Source organism: Nocardia mikamii NBRC 108933, from assembly GCF_001613505.1.
GTDB classification, from domain to species: domain Bacteria; phylum Actinomycetota; class Actinomycetes; order Mycobacteriales; family Mycobacteriaceae; genus Nocardia; species Nocardia mikamii.
The window spans coordinates 42,110-59,672 of record NZ_BDCM01000030.1; the positions used below are offsets into that span (position 1 = coordinate 42,110).

17 protein-coding genes are annotated in these 17,563 nt (G+C 67.2%); 13 read left to right on the top strand and 4 right to left on the bottom strand.

The genetic code is table 11. The features are described from left to right. The first annotated feature begins 428 nt into the window (after positions 1-428). Positions 429-1,046 (top strand): DUF5994 family protein, encoded by a 618-nt coding sequence (locus tag NMI01S_RS33295; RefSeq protein WP_245717139.1) that lies wholly within the window; start codon positions 429-431, stop codon positions 1,044-1,046. 37 nt (positions 1,047-1,083) lie between these two features. On the opposite strand, the gene NMI01S_RS33300 is transcribed toward NMI01S_RS33295, so the two are convergent. Both NMI01S_RS33300 and NMI01S_RS33305 read right to left on the bottom strand, forming a co-directional pair. After that, positions 1,084-2,124, bottom strand: coding sequence for a hypothetical protein (locus tag NMI01S_RS33300; RefSeq protein ID WP_157126512.1), 1,041 nt, complete (start codon positions 2,122-2,124; stop codon positions 1,084-1,086). A 200-nt stretch (positions 2,125-2,324) separates the two neighbouring features. Beyond that, positions 2,325-3,932: a carboxylesterase/lipase family protein gene (locus NMI01S_RS33305; RefSeq protein ID WP_084513477.1), complete on the bottom strand. Its 1,608-nt coding sequence runs from the start codon at positions 3,930-3,932 to the stop codon at positions 2,325-2,327. A 173-nt stretch (positions 3,933-4,105) separates the two neighbouring features. On the opposite strand from NMI01S_RS33305, the gene NMI01S_RS33310 reads away from it, so the two are divergent. The 4 genes from NMI01S_RS33310 (at position 4,106) to NMI01S_RS33325 (ending at position 6,246) form a co-directional block, all read left to right on the top strand. Then, positions 4,106-4,597 carry a phenolic acid decarboxylase gene (locus tag NMI01S_RS33310; protein ID WP_063002722.1) on the top strand — a complete coding sequence of 164 codons (492 nt, stop codon included), beginning with the start codon at positions 4,106-4,108 and terminating at the stop codon, positions 4,595-4,597. 58 nt (positions 4,598-4,655) lie between these two features. Then, entirely contained in the window at positions 4,656-5,147 is a 492-nt protein-coding gene (locus NMI01S_RS33315; RefSeq protein ID WP_084513478.1) for a MarR family winged helix-turn-helix transcriptional regulator, read from the top strand. 223 nt (positions 5,148-5,370) lie between these two features. After that, positions 5,371-5,850 carry a hypothetical protein gene (locus NMI01S_RS33320; protein ID WP_063002724.1) on the top strand — a complete coding sequence of 160 codons (480 nt, stop codon included), beginning with the start codon at positions 5,371-5,373 and terminating at the stop codon, positions 5,848-5,850. A gap of 105 nt (positions 5,851-5,955) precedes the next feature. After that, positions 5,956-6,246: a DUF427 domain-containing protein gene (locus NMI01S_RS33325; RefSeq protein ID WP_063002725.1), complete on the top strand. Its 291-nt coding sequence runs from the start codon at positions 5,956-5,958 to the stop codon at positions 6,244-6,246. A gap of 48 nt (positions 6,247-6,294) precedes the next feature. Here the strand turns inward: NMI01S_RS33325 and NMI01S_RS33330 are convergent, their stop codons facing one another. Then, positions 6,295-7,101: an alpha/beta fold hydrolase gene (locus NMI01S_RS33330; protein ID WP_063002726.1), complete on the bottom strand. Its 807-nt coding sequence runs from the start codon at positions 7,099-7,101 to the stop codon at positions 6,295-6,297. A 370-nt stretch (positions 7,102-7,471) separates the two neighbouring features. Between NMI01S_RS33330 and NMI01S_RS33335 the strand changes: the two genes are divergently transcribed. From NMI01S_RS33335 to NMI01S_RS33365, 7 genes are all read left to right on the top strand, one after another. Next, entirely contained in the window at positions 7,472-8,329 is an 858-nt protein-coding gene (locus tag NMI01S_RS33335) for a family 43 glycosylhydrolase (RefSeq protein ID WP_063002727.1), read from the top strand. A gap of 179 nt (positions 8,330-8,508) precedes the next feature. Then, positions 8,509-9,921, top strand: coding sequence for an L-fucose/L-arabinose isomerase family protein (locus tag NMI01S_RS33340; protein WP_063002739.1), 1,413 nt, complete (start codon positions 8,509-8,511; stop codon positions 9,919-9,921). A gap of 3 nt (positions 9,922-9,924) precedes the next feature. Beyond that, positions 9,925-11,406 (top strand): FGGY-family carbohydrate kinase, encoded by a 1,482-nt coding sequence (locus tag NMI01S_RS33345; protein WP_063002728.1) that lies wholly within the window; start codon positions 9,925-9,927, stop codon positions 11,404-11,406. A gap of 71 nt (positions 11,407-11,477) precedes the next feature. Then, positions 11,478-12,485 (top strand): glycoside hydrolase family 172 protein, encoded by a 1,008-nt coding sequence (locus NMI01S_RS33350; protein WP_063002729.1) that lies wholly within the window; start codon positions 11,478-11,480, stop codon positions 12,483-12,485. Further along, a complete protein-coding gene (locus NMI01S_RS33355) occupies positions 12,486-13,466 on the top strand; it encodes a zinc-dependent alcohol dehydrogenase family protein (protein ID WP_063002730.1) in 981 nt (326 codons plus the stop codon). Then, positions 13,467-14,861 carry a xylulokinase gene (xylB, locus tag NMI01S_RS33360; protein ID WP_063002731.1) on the top strand — a complete coding sequence of 465 codons (1,395 nt, stop codon included), beginning with the start codon at positions 13,467-13,469 and terminating at the stop codon, positions 14,859-14,861. Positions 14,862-14,889: 28 nt separating this feature from the next. Beyond that, positions 14,890-15,750 (top strand): phosphotransferase, encoded by an 861-nt coding sequence (locus NMI01S_RS33365; RefSeq protein ID WP_063002732.1) that lies wholly within the window; start codon positions 14,890-14,892, stop codon positions 15,748-15,750. Between the two features lie 175 nt (positions 15,751-15,925). Here the strand turns inward: NMI01S_RS33365 and NMI01S_RS33370 are convergent, their stop codons facing one another. Next, the gene (locus tag NMI01S_RS33370) at positions 15,926-16,579 is read right to left on the bottom strand and encodes a maleylpyruvate isomerase family mycothiol-dependent enzyme (RefSeq protein ID WP_063002733.1); all 654 of its coding nucleotides are present in this window, start codon (positions 16,577-16,579) and stop codon (positions 15,926-15,928) included. Between the two features lie 562 nt (positions 16,580-17,141). On the opposite strand from NMI01S_RS33370, the gene arfB reads away from it, so the two are divergent. Then, positions 17,142-17,563 (top strand): alternative ribosome rescue aminoacyl-tRNA hydrolase ArfB (gene arfB, locus NMI01S_RS33375; RefSeq protein ID WP_063002734.1); only part of this gene is annotated, 422 nt, incomplete at its 3' end.

The following is a 17,563-nucleotide window of genomic DNA, read 5'->3' on the forward strand; positions in this document are numbered from 1 at the left end:
CTGAGGACGTCACGGTTTCGTCGCCGCGGGTTCCGGGGAAATATGCGGCGGGGTGAGTGCGCCGTCCGGTCCCGGCAGCGCCGTCGCGGCGGGCCGGTGGACCGGCGCGCTGGGCCGCGGAGATCGGCCCGATCAGCCGGAAAACGGTGCTCATGAAGTCCCCCAACGCCGGGAGGTGTACTTCCCCAGTGAACGCCGAGTAGTGGGCGCTGTCCAGGTTCGACTCGCCGACGAGGGATTCTGCTTCAGGTACGGGCTCACTGTGAAGCCCGAAGATCCCTCGTCGGTACACGTGGGGAGCAGCCCGGTGGGGTCCATCGCGAGTAGGCTCGAGGTGCCGGGGGCTTTTCGTACGAGACAGCCACAGTCTCGTCGTCGCTCGGTGAATGAGCAGGGACCACCATGCGGTCCCGGTCAGGAGCGTCGCGATGACGCTACAACACGAGCCGGTCCCGCTGGACCGCTCGGCACGCTTTTCCCTCCGCGGCGGCGCTTCGCCGCGATCACCGCGGTTACCGCAAGCACCCAGGCCCGGGGTGGTGGGCGGGGCCTGGTGGCCCCACACGACCGACCTCGTCGCCGAAATGGCCGGCCTCGCGGCGCTTTTGGGCCGGCGGGCAGGCGGCGTGGAACGAATCATGTACAACATCGATGCCTGGGACCCGGCGCCCAAGCGCACGGCGCTCGGGAAGCATTCGGTACGCCTGGACGGTTACCGGCATCTGCCGGCGCACATGCTCTGTGTGCTGGGACTCGACGGCACCCGTCTCGTCTTGCTGGTGATCCCGGCGGGAACCGAGGCCGCGGCGGCCGAGGCGTTGCTGACGGCAGCAGCTCGACCGGGCAGCGAGTTCACCGCCGACGAACTCGTGGCCGCCGGTACCCGCCGTGGCGTCGAGCGCTCCCAGAACCGGGTTGCGTTGTGCCGCTGGGACGACGAAGGCGGACACGTGGCGCCGGTGCCCCCGCAAGACCGAGCGTCATCCCCGGCGGTGACAGTCGACGAAATCCTGCGGCTGGCCTCGATTCATCACACCACCCACTAGTTCTGTCCGGCTCGGCCTGTTCTCGGGCGATCCGCCGTCAACTGGCCAGCAGGTCGAGCAGGGAGCCGCTGATGAAGAGCCAGACGGCGGCCCAGCGCAGTGGATGCGCCGGACGCGGGCGGTCCATCACACCGGCGATCCATCGGATCAGTGGGACCGGCGCGTAGCGCACGATCGACCAGCACTGTGCGACGATCGCGCCGGCAAGACGGCGTCCGTCCAGGGGCCCCTCATCGCCGGACGCCACCCACGTCATCATGAGGACCCACGGGGCGGTCGCCAGGACGAACAACGGTGGCATGATGAGCGCCATCGTCAAGGGAGTCGGTCTGAGGAAGAGCCCGGACAAGAGCATCCCGACGGCAAACATTCCCAGGAGAATGACTGTGGTGGGGCCCACCCATCGGTTTGCCTGTTCAGCCGTGCGCCATGCCGCGCGTTCGCTTTCGGTCAGTGAACGGAAGAAACTCGCATCGATCAAGTTGCCGACGATTTCTTTGCCGTGGTGGCACTCCCATTTGTAGGCGGGTCGGTCGAGCCGGATGATCGTGGCCCCCGTGGTCGGGGGGACATAGCTCGGTCGGCATGACGCGCAAATGATCTCACCGCCGAGAGCGTCTCTCACGGCGACGAGCAGTGCCTCGTATTCGGGCGTACCACCCTCCCGGGGGGTCTTGCGCAGGTCCGACTGGAGGTCCGACTCCACCCGTGCTCCAAGTTCGCGCAGGTCGTCGACCAGCCTTGTCGCGGTCCGCAGCTCGGCGACTCGGGCAGTGGCGGCCTGTTGCTGTTTCGCCCGCTTCTTGCCCCAATCCCGAAGTGTTTCCGGGCCGAGGAGATCGAGTATCACCGATAGACCGGCCACGAGCTGAAGACACTTCGCGATACGCCCCCAAGCCCAGACCGGTATTTTCAGTAGGTGCTCCCCGTCGGCCAGCGGTCCGCGCCACCATTCGAGCAACAAGGCCCACCACCTGTCGCGGAAAAGCACCGCCGCCACGAGCAGCACCAACAGCGAAGCCATCAGCCGAAAGCGGGCGCCCAGCTTTCGCTTCGGCCGAGCTCTCTCACCCGTCATACCAACAACTTTCGCGCACTTGCGGCAGGCTGTCATCTTCGTATCGTGTGAGTGATCGGTGCATGCCCTATGGCTCGAGTCTCCCGAAAAGATCATTAGCACCCGGGTTTCACGGGCAAGTGCCCGATTCACCCGCTTGATCGGCGGCCACACACCGCGTGATTGGGCCGCGCGACCCTGGCGGCCCTCGGCCACCCTGCCTATCCGATGTGGTCGATACCGGCCCACAGGTCGCAGTGGTGCTGTGTGGCGAAGGTGTCGGCGAGGCCGAGGCGGTCGCTGCCGAGTTCGAGGGTGGTGTCGGTGGCGGCGTGGGGCCACGGGGTCAGGGCGGGCGTTTCGGGATTACCGGTGTGGGCGAAGTGCGCCCAGCTGTCCTGAATGGTGCGCGAAAGCCGGTCGGCGGCAGGCGGCAAGGGGATGGGTATGCCCATGAGCGCGGAGAACACGTAGGGCACTTCGGCGCCGTGGAACGCGCCCGGCAGTAATGGGTTGGGCGGCAGAGGTGTGTCGTCGAACTGGTATCGCCACACCTGTGCGCCACCGCGGCGGGCGGACTCGGCGGTGAACTGTGCCGGGCACGCGAAGAATCCATCGGTGAGAACGCGTTCCTTGGCTGCGGTGGGAGTCGGATAAGCAGTCGCTGGATAGCGCTCGAGCACCCGATCGGCGCTGTCGCCGAACAACTCTCGGGCCCACTGCGCGTACTCGGTCGCGGAGGGCGCGGTCATGTGGGCGTAGTCGAGGAGCGCGATGAAGGTCGCGCCCTCGTCGGCATTGCTGCCCACCACCAGCGGGATGCCACGCACCGCGCCGGCGGCCAAGGCGTTTTCGGGCGGATCGGTCACCACGACTCCGTCGCGGACGGGACTCCACGTGACGGCCATGGTGTTCAGTTGCGTTGTCGGGGAGTCGAGGAGCCGTTCGACGGGCAATGCCCGCAGGCAAGCCAACCGGGTGGCGGGGTCACCGCAGCCCAAGCTGGACGCGTAGTCGCCGGATCGCTGGAAGGCGACGTTCGTGGTGGGCGGGGCGAGCGGACTTCGTGCGCACGAACCGCTTTCGACGATCGCTTTGGTGTACAGACCGCGGGCTGAGGGAGACACCAGCTGCGTGCAGACGCTCATACCGCCCGCCGATTCGCCGAACAGCGTGACATTGGCGGGATCACCACCGAGCGCGGCGGCATTGTCGTGAATCCAGCGCAGGGCCGCCTGCTGGTCGAGGGTTCCGTATGTTCCTGTCGCGCCCCCGTTTTCGGCCGCGAGCTCGGGCAGAGCCAGGAACCCGAACGGCCCGACACGATAGTTGGGGACGGCGACGATGACCTGGCCGTCGCGGACGAGCCGGGCCGGAGAATCGTATTGAGCGTTCGATCCGAGGACGAACGCGCCACCGTAGAGCCACACCATCACCGGCAGCCGTGTGCCGGCGGGATGCTCGGGGACGTAGAGGTCGATGCTGAGGCAGTCCTCGCTCGACGGTTGTAACGCCACGCCGGGTACGGGGGAGGACTGTGGGCATTGGGGGCCGTGGGCGACGGCTGGACGGACGCCCGGCCAGGGCGGTGCGGCCTGCGGCGGCGAGAATCGGCCGGCCTGTGCGAACGGTACGCCGAGACATCGCACCACTCCGTCGGCTCGCTCACCGCGAATCTGTCCCCCGGTCACGGTCACCACCGGCGCCGATGTCGCATCCGGTGCGGCGTGCGCGGTCGGTGTCACGGCCGCGGCCGCTACCGCGGCAACGCTGATGAGTATCGATGACAGCCACCGCGCGCGGGCGCGTGGGGCGGTGCGGATCGACATGTGAAGCTCCCTGCCTCCATTTAATTTTGTAGCAAAAGTACTGTAGGCGCGCCTGTCGTCGCAACGGTTTCGGGGAAAACGCGGATCGTTGCGCCCATATCCTTTTTCGCTTGCGCCGGCGGAGCGACGGCAGGTATTTTTGTTACAAAAGTAACTACTTCGAAGGAGATGGGATGGCGGATCTGGACGGCTTGCTCGGGCACCGATTCATCTACACCTACGCCAACGGCTGGCGTTACGAGATGTACGTCAAGAACGCACGCACGATCGACTACCGGATTCATTCGGGCATGGTCGGCGGCCGGTGGGTCAAAGATCAGGAGGTCGACATCGTGCGGCTGACCGAGGGGCACTTCAAGGTCTCGTGGACCGAGCCGACCGGGACATCGGTGGCCGTCGATATTCTGCCCGCACTGCGGCGGTTACACGGTGTGATCTTCTTTCCTCGCTGGGTCGAGGAGAACCCGCAGCGCACCGTGCTCTACCAGAACGACCATCTCGAGCAGATGGCCGCCTACCGCGACGCCGGGCCGACCTACCCCATCCACATCGTGAGCGAGTTCGCCACCATCACCCGGGTCGAGTATGTGGGCGAGGACGACGAAACTGTGATCGCCTGCGCCCCTTCGGAATTGCCCGACATCTTCGCGCAAAGCATCAACTGAACGGAGGCGCCGCCACCCGTGCGCGCCGCTGTTCTGCCGGCTGTGCGGGCAGAATGTGATGGTGGAAACTTCGCCCTCACGCACGGACCCGACCTCGCGAGCGCCGGTGGACGCCCAGCTCAGCGCCTTGCTCGGGCCGTTGCGCCGGGCGGTGCTGCGCCGCACGCGGGCCGCTGAGGGCTTGCCGGACCTTCCGGAGGCGCAGATCGAACTGCTCCGACTCCTGGTAGCCACGGGCGGCGTCGCGCCGAGCCGGGCGGCCGCCGAGCTGAACGTGGCGCAGTCGACCATCAGCAATCTGCTGCGAACCATGACCGCGGCAGACCTCGTCGAGCGGTTGCCGACGCCGGGGGACGGTCGCGGGGCCATGCTCGTCGCATCGGTGCGGGCGCGCGAACTGCTGGATCGATACGACCGCGCGAGCGCCGCCATGCTGCGCGAAACACTGGCCCGACTGTCCGACGCCGATCGCCGCGCGGTGGAATCGGCGGTCCCCGCACTCTGGCGATTGCTTGCGGAGCTGAGCGGACAGCCTCGGGAAGCGAGGTGAAAGCCGGTGTGGCGAGCGGTGATTCGCGCAGTTCGAGCGGACCACCGAGGCGTCCGGAGCGCATCGTTTACGCAACGAAAAATCGGTGGCCGACCACGGTCGCGGCCGTCTAGTCGCCACTCGATCCATTTCATGGCGCAATTCCCGTTTACGCTGCGACACTCCTCGAGAATTGGATGCATCGATTGCGCATCGAATGCTGGCATGTGGGTACAGCCAGTTCATGACCAACGACACCGAGGTATCAGAATTCGTAGGAAGCGGTGCGGCCACGGCCGACGAGCCCCACCCGCGGCATCGCCGTCCAGGTGGCGTCGGCGACGACGCGGTCCGTGCCTCCGGAACCATGTCCGAAGCGCTGGAGACGATCGAACAGGCACGGGGGCATCTGTATGCGTTCCACCGGCTGACCGGTCACGCCGACCTGTTACTGGACGACGTGGTCGATCACTTGCTCGACGCGGGGCAGCCGGAGTTGGCCGAACGCGTGCGCAGCGAATTGATCGGTCGCAACGTCCTGCCCGGACGATGGACGTTTCAGATCATGGAGGAATACGACGACGGCTACTACGCGACCTTCGCCGCCATGGAACGCACGGTGCGCGACGAGCTGGTTCACGGGCGACGCCACGTCCATGAGGCGGAGATGAAGGAACGTCGTCGCACGCACGGCCGGCGGGAGCACACCGCGCGACCCGCGTGAACGATCGGGGTAAGCGTCACCGGGCGATCGTAGGATGCGCCACCGGCCAGGCAGAACCGGTCCAGCCTAGATGTCCGCCTGCGAGCGGGGGAGGAGAATGGAGACATGGCAAAGGCAACGGTCAACGGCGTCACCATCGCGGAATCCGATCACTACGAAAAAGTGGAAGGCAATATCTACTTCCCGCCGGAATCGATCAACAAGGAGTACTTCACGTCGACCGACACGCACACGCTCTGCCCGTGGAAGGGCGTTGCGAGCTATTACACCGTGGACGTCGGCGACGGGAACCCCCTCGTCGACGCCGCCTGGTATTACCCCGAACCGAAACAGGCAGCGGCCGGCATCGAGGGCCACGTCGCCTTCTACAAGAACAAGGTCTCCATCCACGAATGATCCACCCGCAGCACTGCCTCGGCCTTCGATCAGCGCCGTTACCTCGGTCTACACGGCGCCAGCCGGCCCCGGCAGTGCCGTGGCGAGAAATGCCAGCAGGTGCGGCTCGACGGCGTCCGCGTCGGTGAGCGACAGGAAGTGCGCGCCGCCGTCGATGACCACCGGCGGTGCGGCGTTCGGCAGCGCCGCGGCCAATTCGACGGCCCGATCGACCGGATAGGCGGCGTCCGCCGAGCCGTGCAGGACCAGGGCGGGGCAGGCGATCTCGGCAGCTCGATCGAGGATGCTGTCCCGCTCAACCAGTGGGGTGAGGACCCGGTCGACGTGATCTCCGGAAAGCGTGCGCCACTTGGCCTGCCACTCGGTTGCGTCGTGCCGGCCCAGGCAGATAGCGGCGTTCATGTCGAGTAAATCCTGAGTGGGGCCGAGTTCTCGCCACGCGGCGGCAGCCTGCCGGTAGGCGTCGGCGGCCTGCGGGTCCTCGGCGGCGCCCGACGTTCCGAGCAGTACGAGCGCTGCCACGCGGTCCGGTTCCGACAGGGCCATGCGCAGACCGATGAATCCGCCCTGGCTCGTACCCACCACCGCGCATCGGTCGACTCCGATCCGGTCGAGCAACCCGAGCGCGTCGCGGGCCACGTCCCAATAGGTGAAGGGGGCGTCGGCGGGAGTTTCGCCGTGGCCGCGCTCGTCCATGGCGATCAACCGGTAGGTCCGGGCGAGCGAACGTACCTGCGGGGCGAACATGTCCGCGTCCATCAGATAGCTGTGCAACAGCAAGACGGTTGGGCCGGAACCTCCATGGTCGACATAACTGACGACCTGGCCACTGTCGAGCGTCATCGCTGTCCGCATGGGGCGCAGTCTATTCGGAGTCGCCGCTATCGAAATTGTTCCCATCGGTGGGGATGGTGTCGCTGATTTCGGAAGGCGCCGCCATGCGCGCGGAATCGGAGGGCTGGTGCTGCGGCGATGGTGGGGAGCCCGGCTGCGGCGAGCGCCTGGTGAATGAGCCCAGCGCAGTGCATCGCGTTGCTCACCGTCGCCTGAGCACGGGTCATCTACCGTGTCAGGGGAGCTGCACGCGCGGTCTCCCCGGCGGCTCCACCCGGGGTACGAGGAACGTGACTGAGGAGAGCGGTGGGAGATGACCGAGCTCGAAAACGGAATGTCGAGAAGGAACGCCGCAGACCGACCTGATCGTGAACGATCGGCAGGCCGTGCGATGAGCGTTCGAGCCGGGCGCTTCCACACGATCTACGATCCGAGCGTCGGCGAGCCGCAGCGCTGGTATATCAACGACCACACCGTCGTTCGCGACGAATCGGGCCGCTGGCACCTGTTCGGCATCACCCATCCCGAACCTGCGGACCCGTTCCACGAGATCGAATTCGCGCACGCCAGCGCCGACGACCTGCACGGCCCGTGGAGCAAACACCCGTCGGCGCTGGTCGTGGACCGCGACTACGGCGAGACGCATCTGTGGGCGCCGTACGTGATCCGCGCCGACGGGCGCTACCACATGTTCTACGCGGGCGGCGGCGACGACCGCACCGCCGCCGCGATCTGCGTGGCCACCTCCGACGACCTGGTCGAGTGGACCCGCGAACCGGCCGGGCCGATCTTCCGCGACGGGTACGACGCCCGCGATCCCATGGTCGCGTGGATCGACGACCGCTGGGTGATGTACTACGCCGCGACCAGTGCACCGGCCGGCGGCAACTATGTGGTCGCGTACCGCACGAGTACCGATCTGCGCACCTGGAGCGAGCGCCGGATCGCGTTCACCGACTCCGCCTCGGGAACCGAGGCCGGAAACACCGAATCCCCGTTCGTGTTGCGCCACAACGATTCCTGGTATCTGTTCATCGGCCCGCGACCCGACTACGTCGGCACCGACGTATTCCGCAGCGACAACCCCTATCGCTTCCGTATCGACGACCGGGTCGGCCACATCGCCGCACATGCCGCCGAGGTGATCGACGACGGCGACCTGTGGATCACCAGTTGCGGCTGGGGACAGGGCGGAGTGTCGCTGGCAGCCCTCGAGATCGGCCGAACTCCACCGGAAACCGCGCCCTGAGTGATATCTCTAAAGGGGTGGGAGGGCGGCAGCCCGCGTCACCACGGAGGGCTGTGCGGACACCGTCGGGCATCGCGGTGGGAGCGCGGCCCGTAGGCGGCAAAGTGTGCAACCACGGAGGACCGCCGGCGCGCACAGCAGCGAGTAGTCCGACCGTTCGTCTCGTGAAGGGATCCGGCGTGGCACGTATCGGTGTGATCAGCATTTCCGACGGACGCGACTATGTGCACGACGGCATAGCCGACTTCATCCGCACCAACGAGGACCGGCTCGTCGCCGAATTGAGCTCCGCCGGACACGAGGTGGTGCGCGGCTCCGCGCCGGTCAGCACCAACACCCTGGCCGTCTCGGTGGCGCGCGAAGTCGCTTCGGCCGGAGTGGATCTCACGGTCCTGCACTATGCGGTGTGGGCGTTTCCGCACTTCACGATGCTCGTCCAGGGAGCCACGCCGGGAGCGTTGCTGTTGTTGTCCAATATCGACCCGGTGCAGCCGGGAATGGTCGGGATGCTGGCGGCCGGGGGAGCGCTGGATCAGATCGGCCGCACGCACACCCGGCTGTGGGGCGACCCGGCCGATCCGGACCTGATCGAGAAGATCGGGGTGCAGGCGGTGGCGGCGTCGGCGGTGTCGAGCTTGCGTGGCTCGACGTTCGGCCGGTTCGGCGGCCGGCCGATGGGAATGAACACCGCCGTCGCGAATACCGATCAGTGGCAACGCATTTTCGGTGTCGACGTCGAGGAGATCGACCAGTGGGAGATCGTGCGCCGCGCCGAACTCGCCGATGCCGCCGAGGTGTCGAAAGCGCGCGCATGGCTGGAGGAGACCACCGCGGGTGTGCACTACGACGGTGACAAACTCACTCCCGAGTTGCTGGAGCGTCAGATCCGCTCCTATCTCGCGGTGCGCGAGCTGATCGACGAATGGAATATCGACTTCTCCGGCATCAAGGGTCAGCCCGAACTCACCCAGTACTTCGCCACGATGGACGTCACCGAGGCGTTCCTCAACGACCCGTACGACTGGAACGGCCCGAAGCCGACGCATGTGTGCGCGACCGAGGCGGACATGGACGGCGCGCTGACCATGCAACTGCTCAAACAGATCTCGGCAACGCCGGTGCTGTTCGCCGACGTCCGCCACTACCACGCCGACCGCGACATCTGGGATCTGTGCAATTCCGGCCAGCACGCCACCTGGTTCGCCGCCCGCAGCGACGATCCGGCGGAGAATCTGTCCCGGGTCCATCTGTTCCCCGAAGTGTTCTTCTTCCCCGCCGGCGGCGCGTCGGTCCATCATCTCGCGGCACCGGGGCAGATGACTTTCGGCCGGCTGACGCGCAATGACGGCAATTATCGAATGCAGTTGATGCTCGGTGACTTCGAGACCTACGACGACGCCACCAACGACGAGCTGATGAGCCGGTCGACCCGCGAGTGGCCACACGCGTTCGCGCGGCTGGACGCTCGTGCCGAGGATTTCCTGTCCCGGTTCGGCGCCAACCACATCCACGCCGTGCCCGGTGATCATCGCGCCACGGTGCGCGCCGCGTGCGATCTGCTGGGTGTCACCGTGGACGAATTCACCCGCTGAGCCATGTTCATCGGAATCGATATCGGAACATCCGGTTCCAAGGGCGTGCTCACCGACACCGACGGCGCGGTCCTCGCGCGGGCCGAGCGTCCGCACGAGGTGTCCACGCCACGACCGGGCTGGGTCGAACACGACGCGGAATCGGTGTGGTGGGCCGACTTCGTCGCCATCGCACGGGAACTGGTCGACGCCGGCGCCGGTGCCCGGCTGGACGGGCTCGGGATCAGCGGTATCGGCCCGTGCCTGCTGCCCGCCGACGCGCAGGGAAATCCGCTGCGCCCGGCGATCCTGTACGGTGTCGACACCCGCGCCACGGTCGAGATCGCCGAATTGACAGACGAATTGGGCGCGGCGGCGGTGCTCGAACGAGCCGGGTCGCCGTTGACCAGTCAGGCCGTCGGGCCGAAGCTGCGCTGGCTGGCGCGACACGAGCCACAGGTCTACGAGCGCAGCCACATGCTGCTGATGGCGAGTTCCTTTCTCGTGCACCGGCTGACCGGTCGATACGTACTCGATCATCAGTCGGCCAGCCAGTGCGTGCCCATGTACGACCTGCGCAAACGGGAATGGGCTCGTGACTGGGCCGAACACTGCGCTCCGGGCCTGACGCTGCCTGAACTCGCCTGGCCCACCGAGACAGTGGGCAGGGTCACCGCGGAAGGTGCTGCGGCGACCGGTCTTCCGGAGGGGCTGCCGGTCACAACCGGCACAGTCGACGCGTGGGCCGAGGCCGCCAGTGTCGGCGTGCGCGCTCCGGGCGATGCGATGGTCATGTACGGCACCACGATGTTCCTGGTCCAGATCCTCACCGAGCCGCGCCCGCATCCCGGCCTATGGGGGACCTGCGGTGCGTGGCCCGAAACCTATTCCCTCGCAGCGGGAATGGCGACCTCGGGTGCGGTCACCGATTGGCTGCGCCGCCTCGTCGGGGGCGATTTCGCCGACCTGGTCGCGGACGCGGGCAAGGTTCCGGCGGGCAGTCGGGGACTGTTGATGCTCCCGTATTTCGCCGGCGAACGAACACCGCTGTTCGATCCCGACGCTCGCGGCATCGTCGCCGGTCTCACCACGAGCCACGGCCGCAGCGAGCTGTACCGGGCCGCGCTGGAAGGAACCGCGTACGGGGTTCGGCACAACCTGGTGGCCATGTCCGAGGCCGGTGGCCGCGCTCGGCGCCTGGTCGCGGTCGGAGGTGGGACGAAGGGCGGCCTGTGGACGCAGATCGTCTCCGATGTGACCGGGCTGGCACAGGAGCTACCGGGGGAGACCGTCGGCGCCTGTCTCGGCGATGCCATGCTGGCTGCGGCGGCCTCCGGTGTGGACACCTCCGGTTGGAATCCGGTGACGTCGATCGTGGAACCGGACGCCGAACGGCAGGCTGTCTACGACCAGTACTACCGGCGCTACCGCGAGCTCTACGAATCGACCGGGGAAATAGCGCATTTCCTTGCCGCAGAACAACATCGGACGGCGGACCATGGCTGAACCGGGGCGTCTCGATCGCATGCCTACCCGCTCGATCAGCGCCGCGCACCGTCATCGGACGGAGGTCGACAATGGCTGAACTCTGGCGGCTCGACCGGGCGCGTACCCGCTCGATCAGCCCCGAGAACCCGACCGGCGCCGCGGGCGCGGGGGCACGAGCGGAGACCGGCACCGGCGCGGGCGCGGCCCGCGATCTCGGCGTGGGCTGGAAGGTGTCCCCGTCGATCGACCTGGCCGCCGGATCCACCGCAACACTGGCCGACATCTCCGGACCGGGTGTGGTCCGCCACTTCTGGCTGACCACCGACCGCACGGTGCTGCGCCGGTTGAGACTGAGGTTCACCTGGGACGACGAGCCGCAGCCATCGATCGACGTGCCGCTGGGCGACTTCTTCTGCAACGGCTGGGACGAGCTGGCATTGGTCAGTTCGGAAATGGTGGTGGTCGCGCCCGCGGGCGGCCTGAACAGCTACTGGCCCATGCCGTTTCGCGATCGGGCTCGCGTCACCCTGCACAATCCCACCGAATTGTCGGTGCCGGTCTACTACCAGATCACCTACGACGAGACCGAGGTGGGCGAGAACGCGGGCTACCTGCATTGCCAACGGCGACACAGCAATCCGCTGGGTAGCCCGGCAGTGCACACCGTCGTCGATGAGGTGCGCGGCCGCGGCCGGTACGTCGGCACCTACCTGGCGATCGCCCCCAATGCGCCGGGCTGGTGGGGCGAGGGCGAGATCAAATTCCATCTCGACGGAGACGACGAGTTCCCGACGATCTGCGGCACCGGCACCGAGGACTATTTCGGCGGCGCCTGGAACTTCGACCTGGATGGCTCCTACCGCGACTACTCCAGCCCGTATCTCGGTCTGCACCAGGTGCTTCCGAACGACGAGATCTACACGCCGACACAACGATTCGGCATGTACCGCTGGCATGTCCGCGACCCGATCCGCTTCCATGAGGAGTTGCGAGTCACGCTGCAAGCGCTGGGCTGGCAGGACGGCGGGCGGTATCTGCCGTTGGCCGACGCCGATGTCGCCACCACCGCATGGTGGTACCAGGAAAGGGGACTGTAGATGCGCGCGTTGGTGATCGAAAAGCCCGGCGAGTACTCCGTGCAGTCAATTCCCGACCCGACCCCGGGACCGGGCGAGGTGGTTGTCGAAGTGGCCGCGGTAGGAATCTGCGGCACCGACATCCACATCGTCGAAGGCGAGTTCCCGCCCACGCCGTACCCGATCGTCCCCGGCCACGAGTTCTGCGGCGAGATCGTCGACGGCCCGAGATCCGGTGAGAAAGTAGCCGTGGACCCGTCGCTGTTCTGCGGCGCCTGCCACTACTGCCGCATCGGCCGCGGCAACCTCTGCGAACGATGGGGCGCGATCGGTGACACGGTGAACGGAGCGATGGCCGAATTCGTCGCGGTGCCGGCGGCCAACTGCTATCCGGTGCCGGCCGATCTGCCCGCCGCGCATGGCGCACTGGTGGAACCGCTGTCGTGCGCGGTGCACGGATTCGACGGATTATCACGCACATTGGGCGCGCACTACCTGATCTACGGCGCGGGCACCATGGGCCTGATGATGCTGCAACTCGCGGTAACCGCAGGCGCGACCTCGGTATCGGTGGTGGACCTCAACACCGACCGATTGCAGGTAGCCCGCTCCCTCGGTGCCGACGCGACAGCCACGAACGCCGACGAGTTCGACCGCCCACACGGCTGGGAAGTCGTCATCGACTGCACCGGCGCGATTCCCGCCATCGAGGACGGCCTCACCCGCGTCCGCCGCGGCGGCACCTACCAGCAGTTCGGCGTCGCCCCCGGCGACGCGACGGCCGCCTTCTCGCCCTTCCGCATCTACAACGACGAGATCACCGTCGTCGGCTCGATGGCAGTGGTTCACAGCTTCGGCCGCGCCGTCGACCTCATGTGCAAGGGCGCCATCGACGCCGACACCATGATCACCCACACCTTCGTCCTCGACCAGTTCTCCGAAGCGCTACAAGCCTTCCGCGACGGTATCGGGCGCAAGATCCAGATCGCCCCGCGCGGATAGATGGCCACCGTCGCCGGAGTGGACAGCTCCACCCAATCCTGCAAGGTCGTGGTGTGCGACGCGGACACCGGTGAGGTGTTGGCACGGGGATCCGCGCCGCACCCCGACGGCACCGAGGTCCCGCCCGAGGCATGGTGGACCGCGCTGCAAAAGGCGGGCGAGGGGTTGCTCGACAACGTCGACGCGGTGTCGATCGCCGGCCAGCAGCACGGGCTGGTGGCACTCGACGACTCGCATCGGCCGGTACGAGATGCCTTGCTGTGGAACGACGTCCGCTCTGCCGAGGCAGCCGACGACCTCGTCGCGGAACTGGGCGGCCCACAGGCGTGGCTGGACGCAGTCGGCAGTGTCCCGGTCGCGGCGTTCACTGCCGCGAAGCTGCGCTGGATGGCCGACCACGAGCCCGACCTCGCGGACCGGGTCGCCCGGGTAATGCTGCCGCACGACTACCTCACCTGGCGATTGCGCGGTGGTGGTGATGCGGTGCCCACCACCGATCGCAGCGACGCCTCCGGCACTGGGTATTGGTCCGCCGTGCAGGGACGATATCGAGAAGACTTGCTAGCGGATGCTTTTCGAGGTCGCCGCCCGGAGCTCCCGACGGTGCTGGCCCCGTCCGAGAGTGCCGGAGGCACCGCATCGGGCGCGCTCGTAGCCGCAGGAGCGGGAGACAACGCGGCAGCGGCACTCGGTCTCGGGATCGGCGACGGCGACGTGGTGATCTCGCTGGGCACGAGCGGCACCGCATTCGCGCGAACATCCCAGCTGCGCACGGACCCGTTCGTCAACGGATTCGCCGACGCCACAGGGCAATTCCTGCCGTTGGTGTGCACGCTCAACGCCGCCCGAGTGCTCGACGCGATGGCCACGGCGCTAGGAATCCCGCTCAGCGAACTCGATGCACTGGCCCGCCAGGCCCCACCGGGTGCCGACGGCCTCGTCCTATTGCCCTACCTGTCCGGCGAGCGCACTCCGAACCTGCCGCACGCCAGGGGCAGCCTGCACGGATTGCGAGCGGAGACAATGCGACCCACACACCTGGCCCGTGCCGCAGTCGAAGGAATGCTGTGCAACATGGCCGACGCGCTCGACACACTCCGTGCGGCCGGCGCGATACCCCAGCGAGTTCTGCTGGTCGGCGGCGCTTCGCGATCGGCGTTCGTCGCCGAGAACGCCGCCCAGATTTTTGGTGCGACGGTGACCCTGCCGCAGCCTGAGGAGTACGTCGCGCTCGGGGCCGCGCGGCAGGCTGCCTGGGCGTTACGTGGCGGCGCCGAACCTCCGCGGTGGCCCGTCGCCGCGACCGTTGAGATTCCTGCGATCGACGACCGTGGTGTGGGCCTGCGGATCCGTAGCGCCTATGCAGAGGCGCGAGAATCGTTGTACGGCAGCTGAGTACGTATCGATTCCCAAGATCGAGTGCGTGCTCGGCGCGGGGGTGGTCGAGGCCGAAACTCAATCCGGAGGTTTCAGTCACGGCGTGGCTGTCCGGGCACTGCTGACGGACGGGCGACGAGTATTCATCAAAGCGATTGATGCCGACGATGGGCTGGCGCAGATGTATCGCACCGAGGGGCGGACCGCGGCGCAGCTCCCGGAAGCGATCCCTACTCCGTCATTGCATGCGAGCTTCGACGTCGAGGGCTGGTTTGTCATGGTGTTCGACGACGTCGCCGGTCACCATCCCCGATTGGACCGCGACGACGAGCGCGCCGCGGTACTCACAACGGTCGAGGCGCTTCGCCGACTGCTGACGCCCAACCCGATTCTCGGCGTTCCGACCTTCGCCGAAGTGTATGGGCCCGAGCTGAATACATGGCAGCGGTTCGCCGAGGAGGGGCCGCCCATGGATCTGGATGAATGGTCCTCGCGGAATCTGGCGCGTCTGGCGTCGCTCGAGGCCTCTTGGCCGGGCTACGTGGCCGGTTCCACCTTGCTTCACACCGACCTGCGTCCGGACAACATGCTCCGGCGGGTCGACGGCAGTGTGGTCGTCATCGATTGGGCGTGGCCATGTGTGGGTGCGTCATGGGTCGACCTCGCCGCGCTCGTGCCGTCCTTGGCCGCGTGCGGGGTCGACCCGGATCCGATCCTGGCCACCCATCCGGCGACGAGGGATGTGGCGCCGGTCGCGGTGGACGCGATCCTGTGCGGCGTCCTCGGCTACTGGGAACGAACCCTGCGCCGACCGACACCGCCCCGGGCGCCTCACCTGTACCGGTACAGGCTCGAGGCGGCTCGGGTCACGCGACAGTGGCTCCGTCGACGTGTCCACTGGCGCTAGGGTTTCGATGATCGGAAGGCGAATGAAGCGAGCCGATCAGTTCCAGTTCGTCGACGGTGCCGGGTCAGGGACTGTCCACGTTCAACAGGCATTCGCTCAGTGGCGTGCCTGCCGGACTGCGTCGGTGTACAACCAACGCATACCGGAAGGTGCTTCCCCGACAGGATCGATCGTGCTATCGGAGGGCATCGTGACCGCGCCGGCGCAGCGTGGGTACGCCGGACCCGCTCAGATCATCGAAATAGGCGGTGCGACCGGCCATGGCCATGGTCAACGCGATCGTCGTTCCGGACACCAGGGGGCCGGTGCCCGCTGCGAAGGGGCCGTCTGTTGCTTCGAGGCGGAGTCCGTCGATCATGCTCCGGCTGGGAACTGCGAAGTCGCGGCCGGCATAGAACCTGGCGACTTCGGTGGTAGCCCCGATGGATGGTTCGCGCGCGATGCCCAGCGGTCGCCGGATGTCCTGCGCGTGGACGATCACCTCCCCGAGCCAGGCTGCGGTATGCCCGGACGCGGCAGTGGTGCTGGTGAGGATGCTGCGGAACCGCGCCAAGGTCTCGGCTGGGTTCGCGCCACGATGCTCGGCCAGCCGCCGTTCGTTGTGCTTGTCGAAGTCGAAGCGGGCACCGACGACGCTCGCCAGCCAGCGCACCCGGCCGAGACTTGCCGCCGCGGTCAGGTGAGCGACGACTTCCTCCACCGTCCAACGACCGCACAGTGATGGCTGGGCCCACTGCTGATCGTCCAGGTCGGCGAGGTTGTCGGCCAGAGCTGCACGCTCGGTACGCACCATGGCCCAGAGGGCATCGCGGGAAATGACATCCGCCACCGGAAACCTCCACTTTCGAGCCCTGCTGGGCCAACGGTGTGGTGCACGGACAGGGCCCTGCCGCCACATATTCGTTATCCGGAATGCAGACGATTCCGGGCCCGCAAAGTCACCGGTCGCTCCGGACGCGATGCCGCCACGCGGTACGGAACCGCGGGATGTCGTGGGGGAAGGCCCTATTCTCCGGTCGATCAGTCGACGCTCGAGTTCCGGGACTCGGTGCCGGGGCGGAGAAGGTCTATCCACTGGCGCCGGGCCGGACCGTGTTCGGTATCGCGGATGCTTTCGAGGCCGAACCGGCGGACCGGGCCGTGGGTTCGACGTGCGGTGGCAGGACAGAGCGATCACGAGCAAGAGAACGCGGACCAGGCGGGAGCGGGGAGGGGCGTCAATTCGGCGTCTTACCACCGGGCGTGCCGATCTCGGCGAACTGCAGGCTCGGCAGCCGAAACAGGCAGTCGGTGAGGTCGCCGCTATCGTGGACGACAAGTTCGCCATCGAGTCGCAACTCGACCGACGTGGCCCAGTGGATTCGGGAATAGGAAAGAACAGGCGTCGGATCATGGCGGAGGACCTGACCGTGACTGGGGTACTGATGATCCCCGCGTCCGAGTTGCGTGAGCGGTTCTCCCGGTCGTCCGGTCCGGGAGGGCAGCACGTCAACACCACCGACAGCCGGGTAGAGCTGTCGTTCGACCTCGTCAACTCGCCCTCGGTGCCGGAGAGGCTGCGCACCCGGATGTTGGACCGCCTGGCCACCCGCCTGGTCAACGGGGTGCTGACGATCGCCGTATCGGAGCAACGCGCACAGCTGCAGAACCGCGCTGTCGCCCGCGAACGCCTGGCCTCACTACTGCGTGACGCCGCTGCCGCCCCGCCACCTGTTCGCCGCGCCACCAAGCCGTCGCGCGGAGCGAAGGAACGCCGCATCGCCGCGAAGAAGCGGCGCGGTCTCACCAAACGGGACCGCCGCGTATCCCCCGA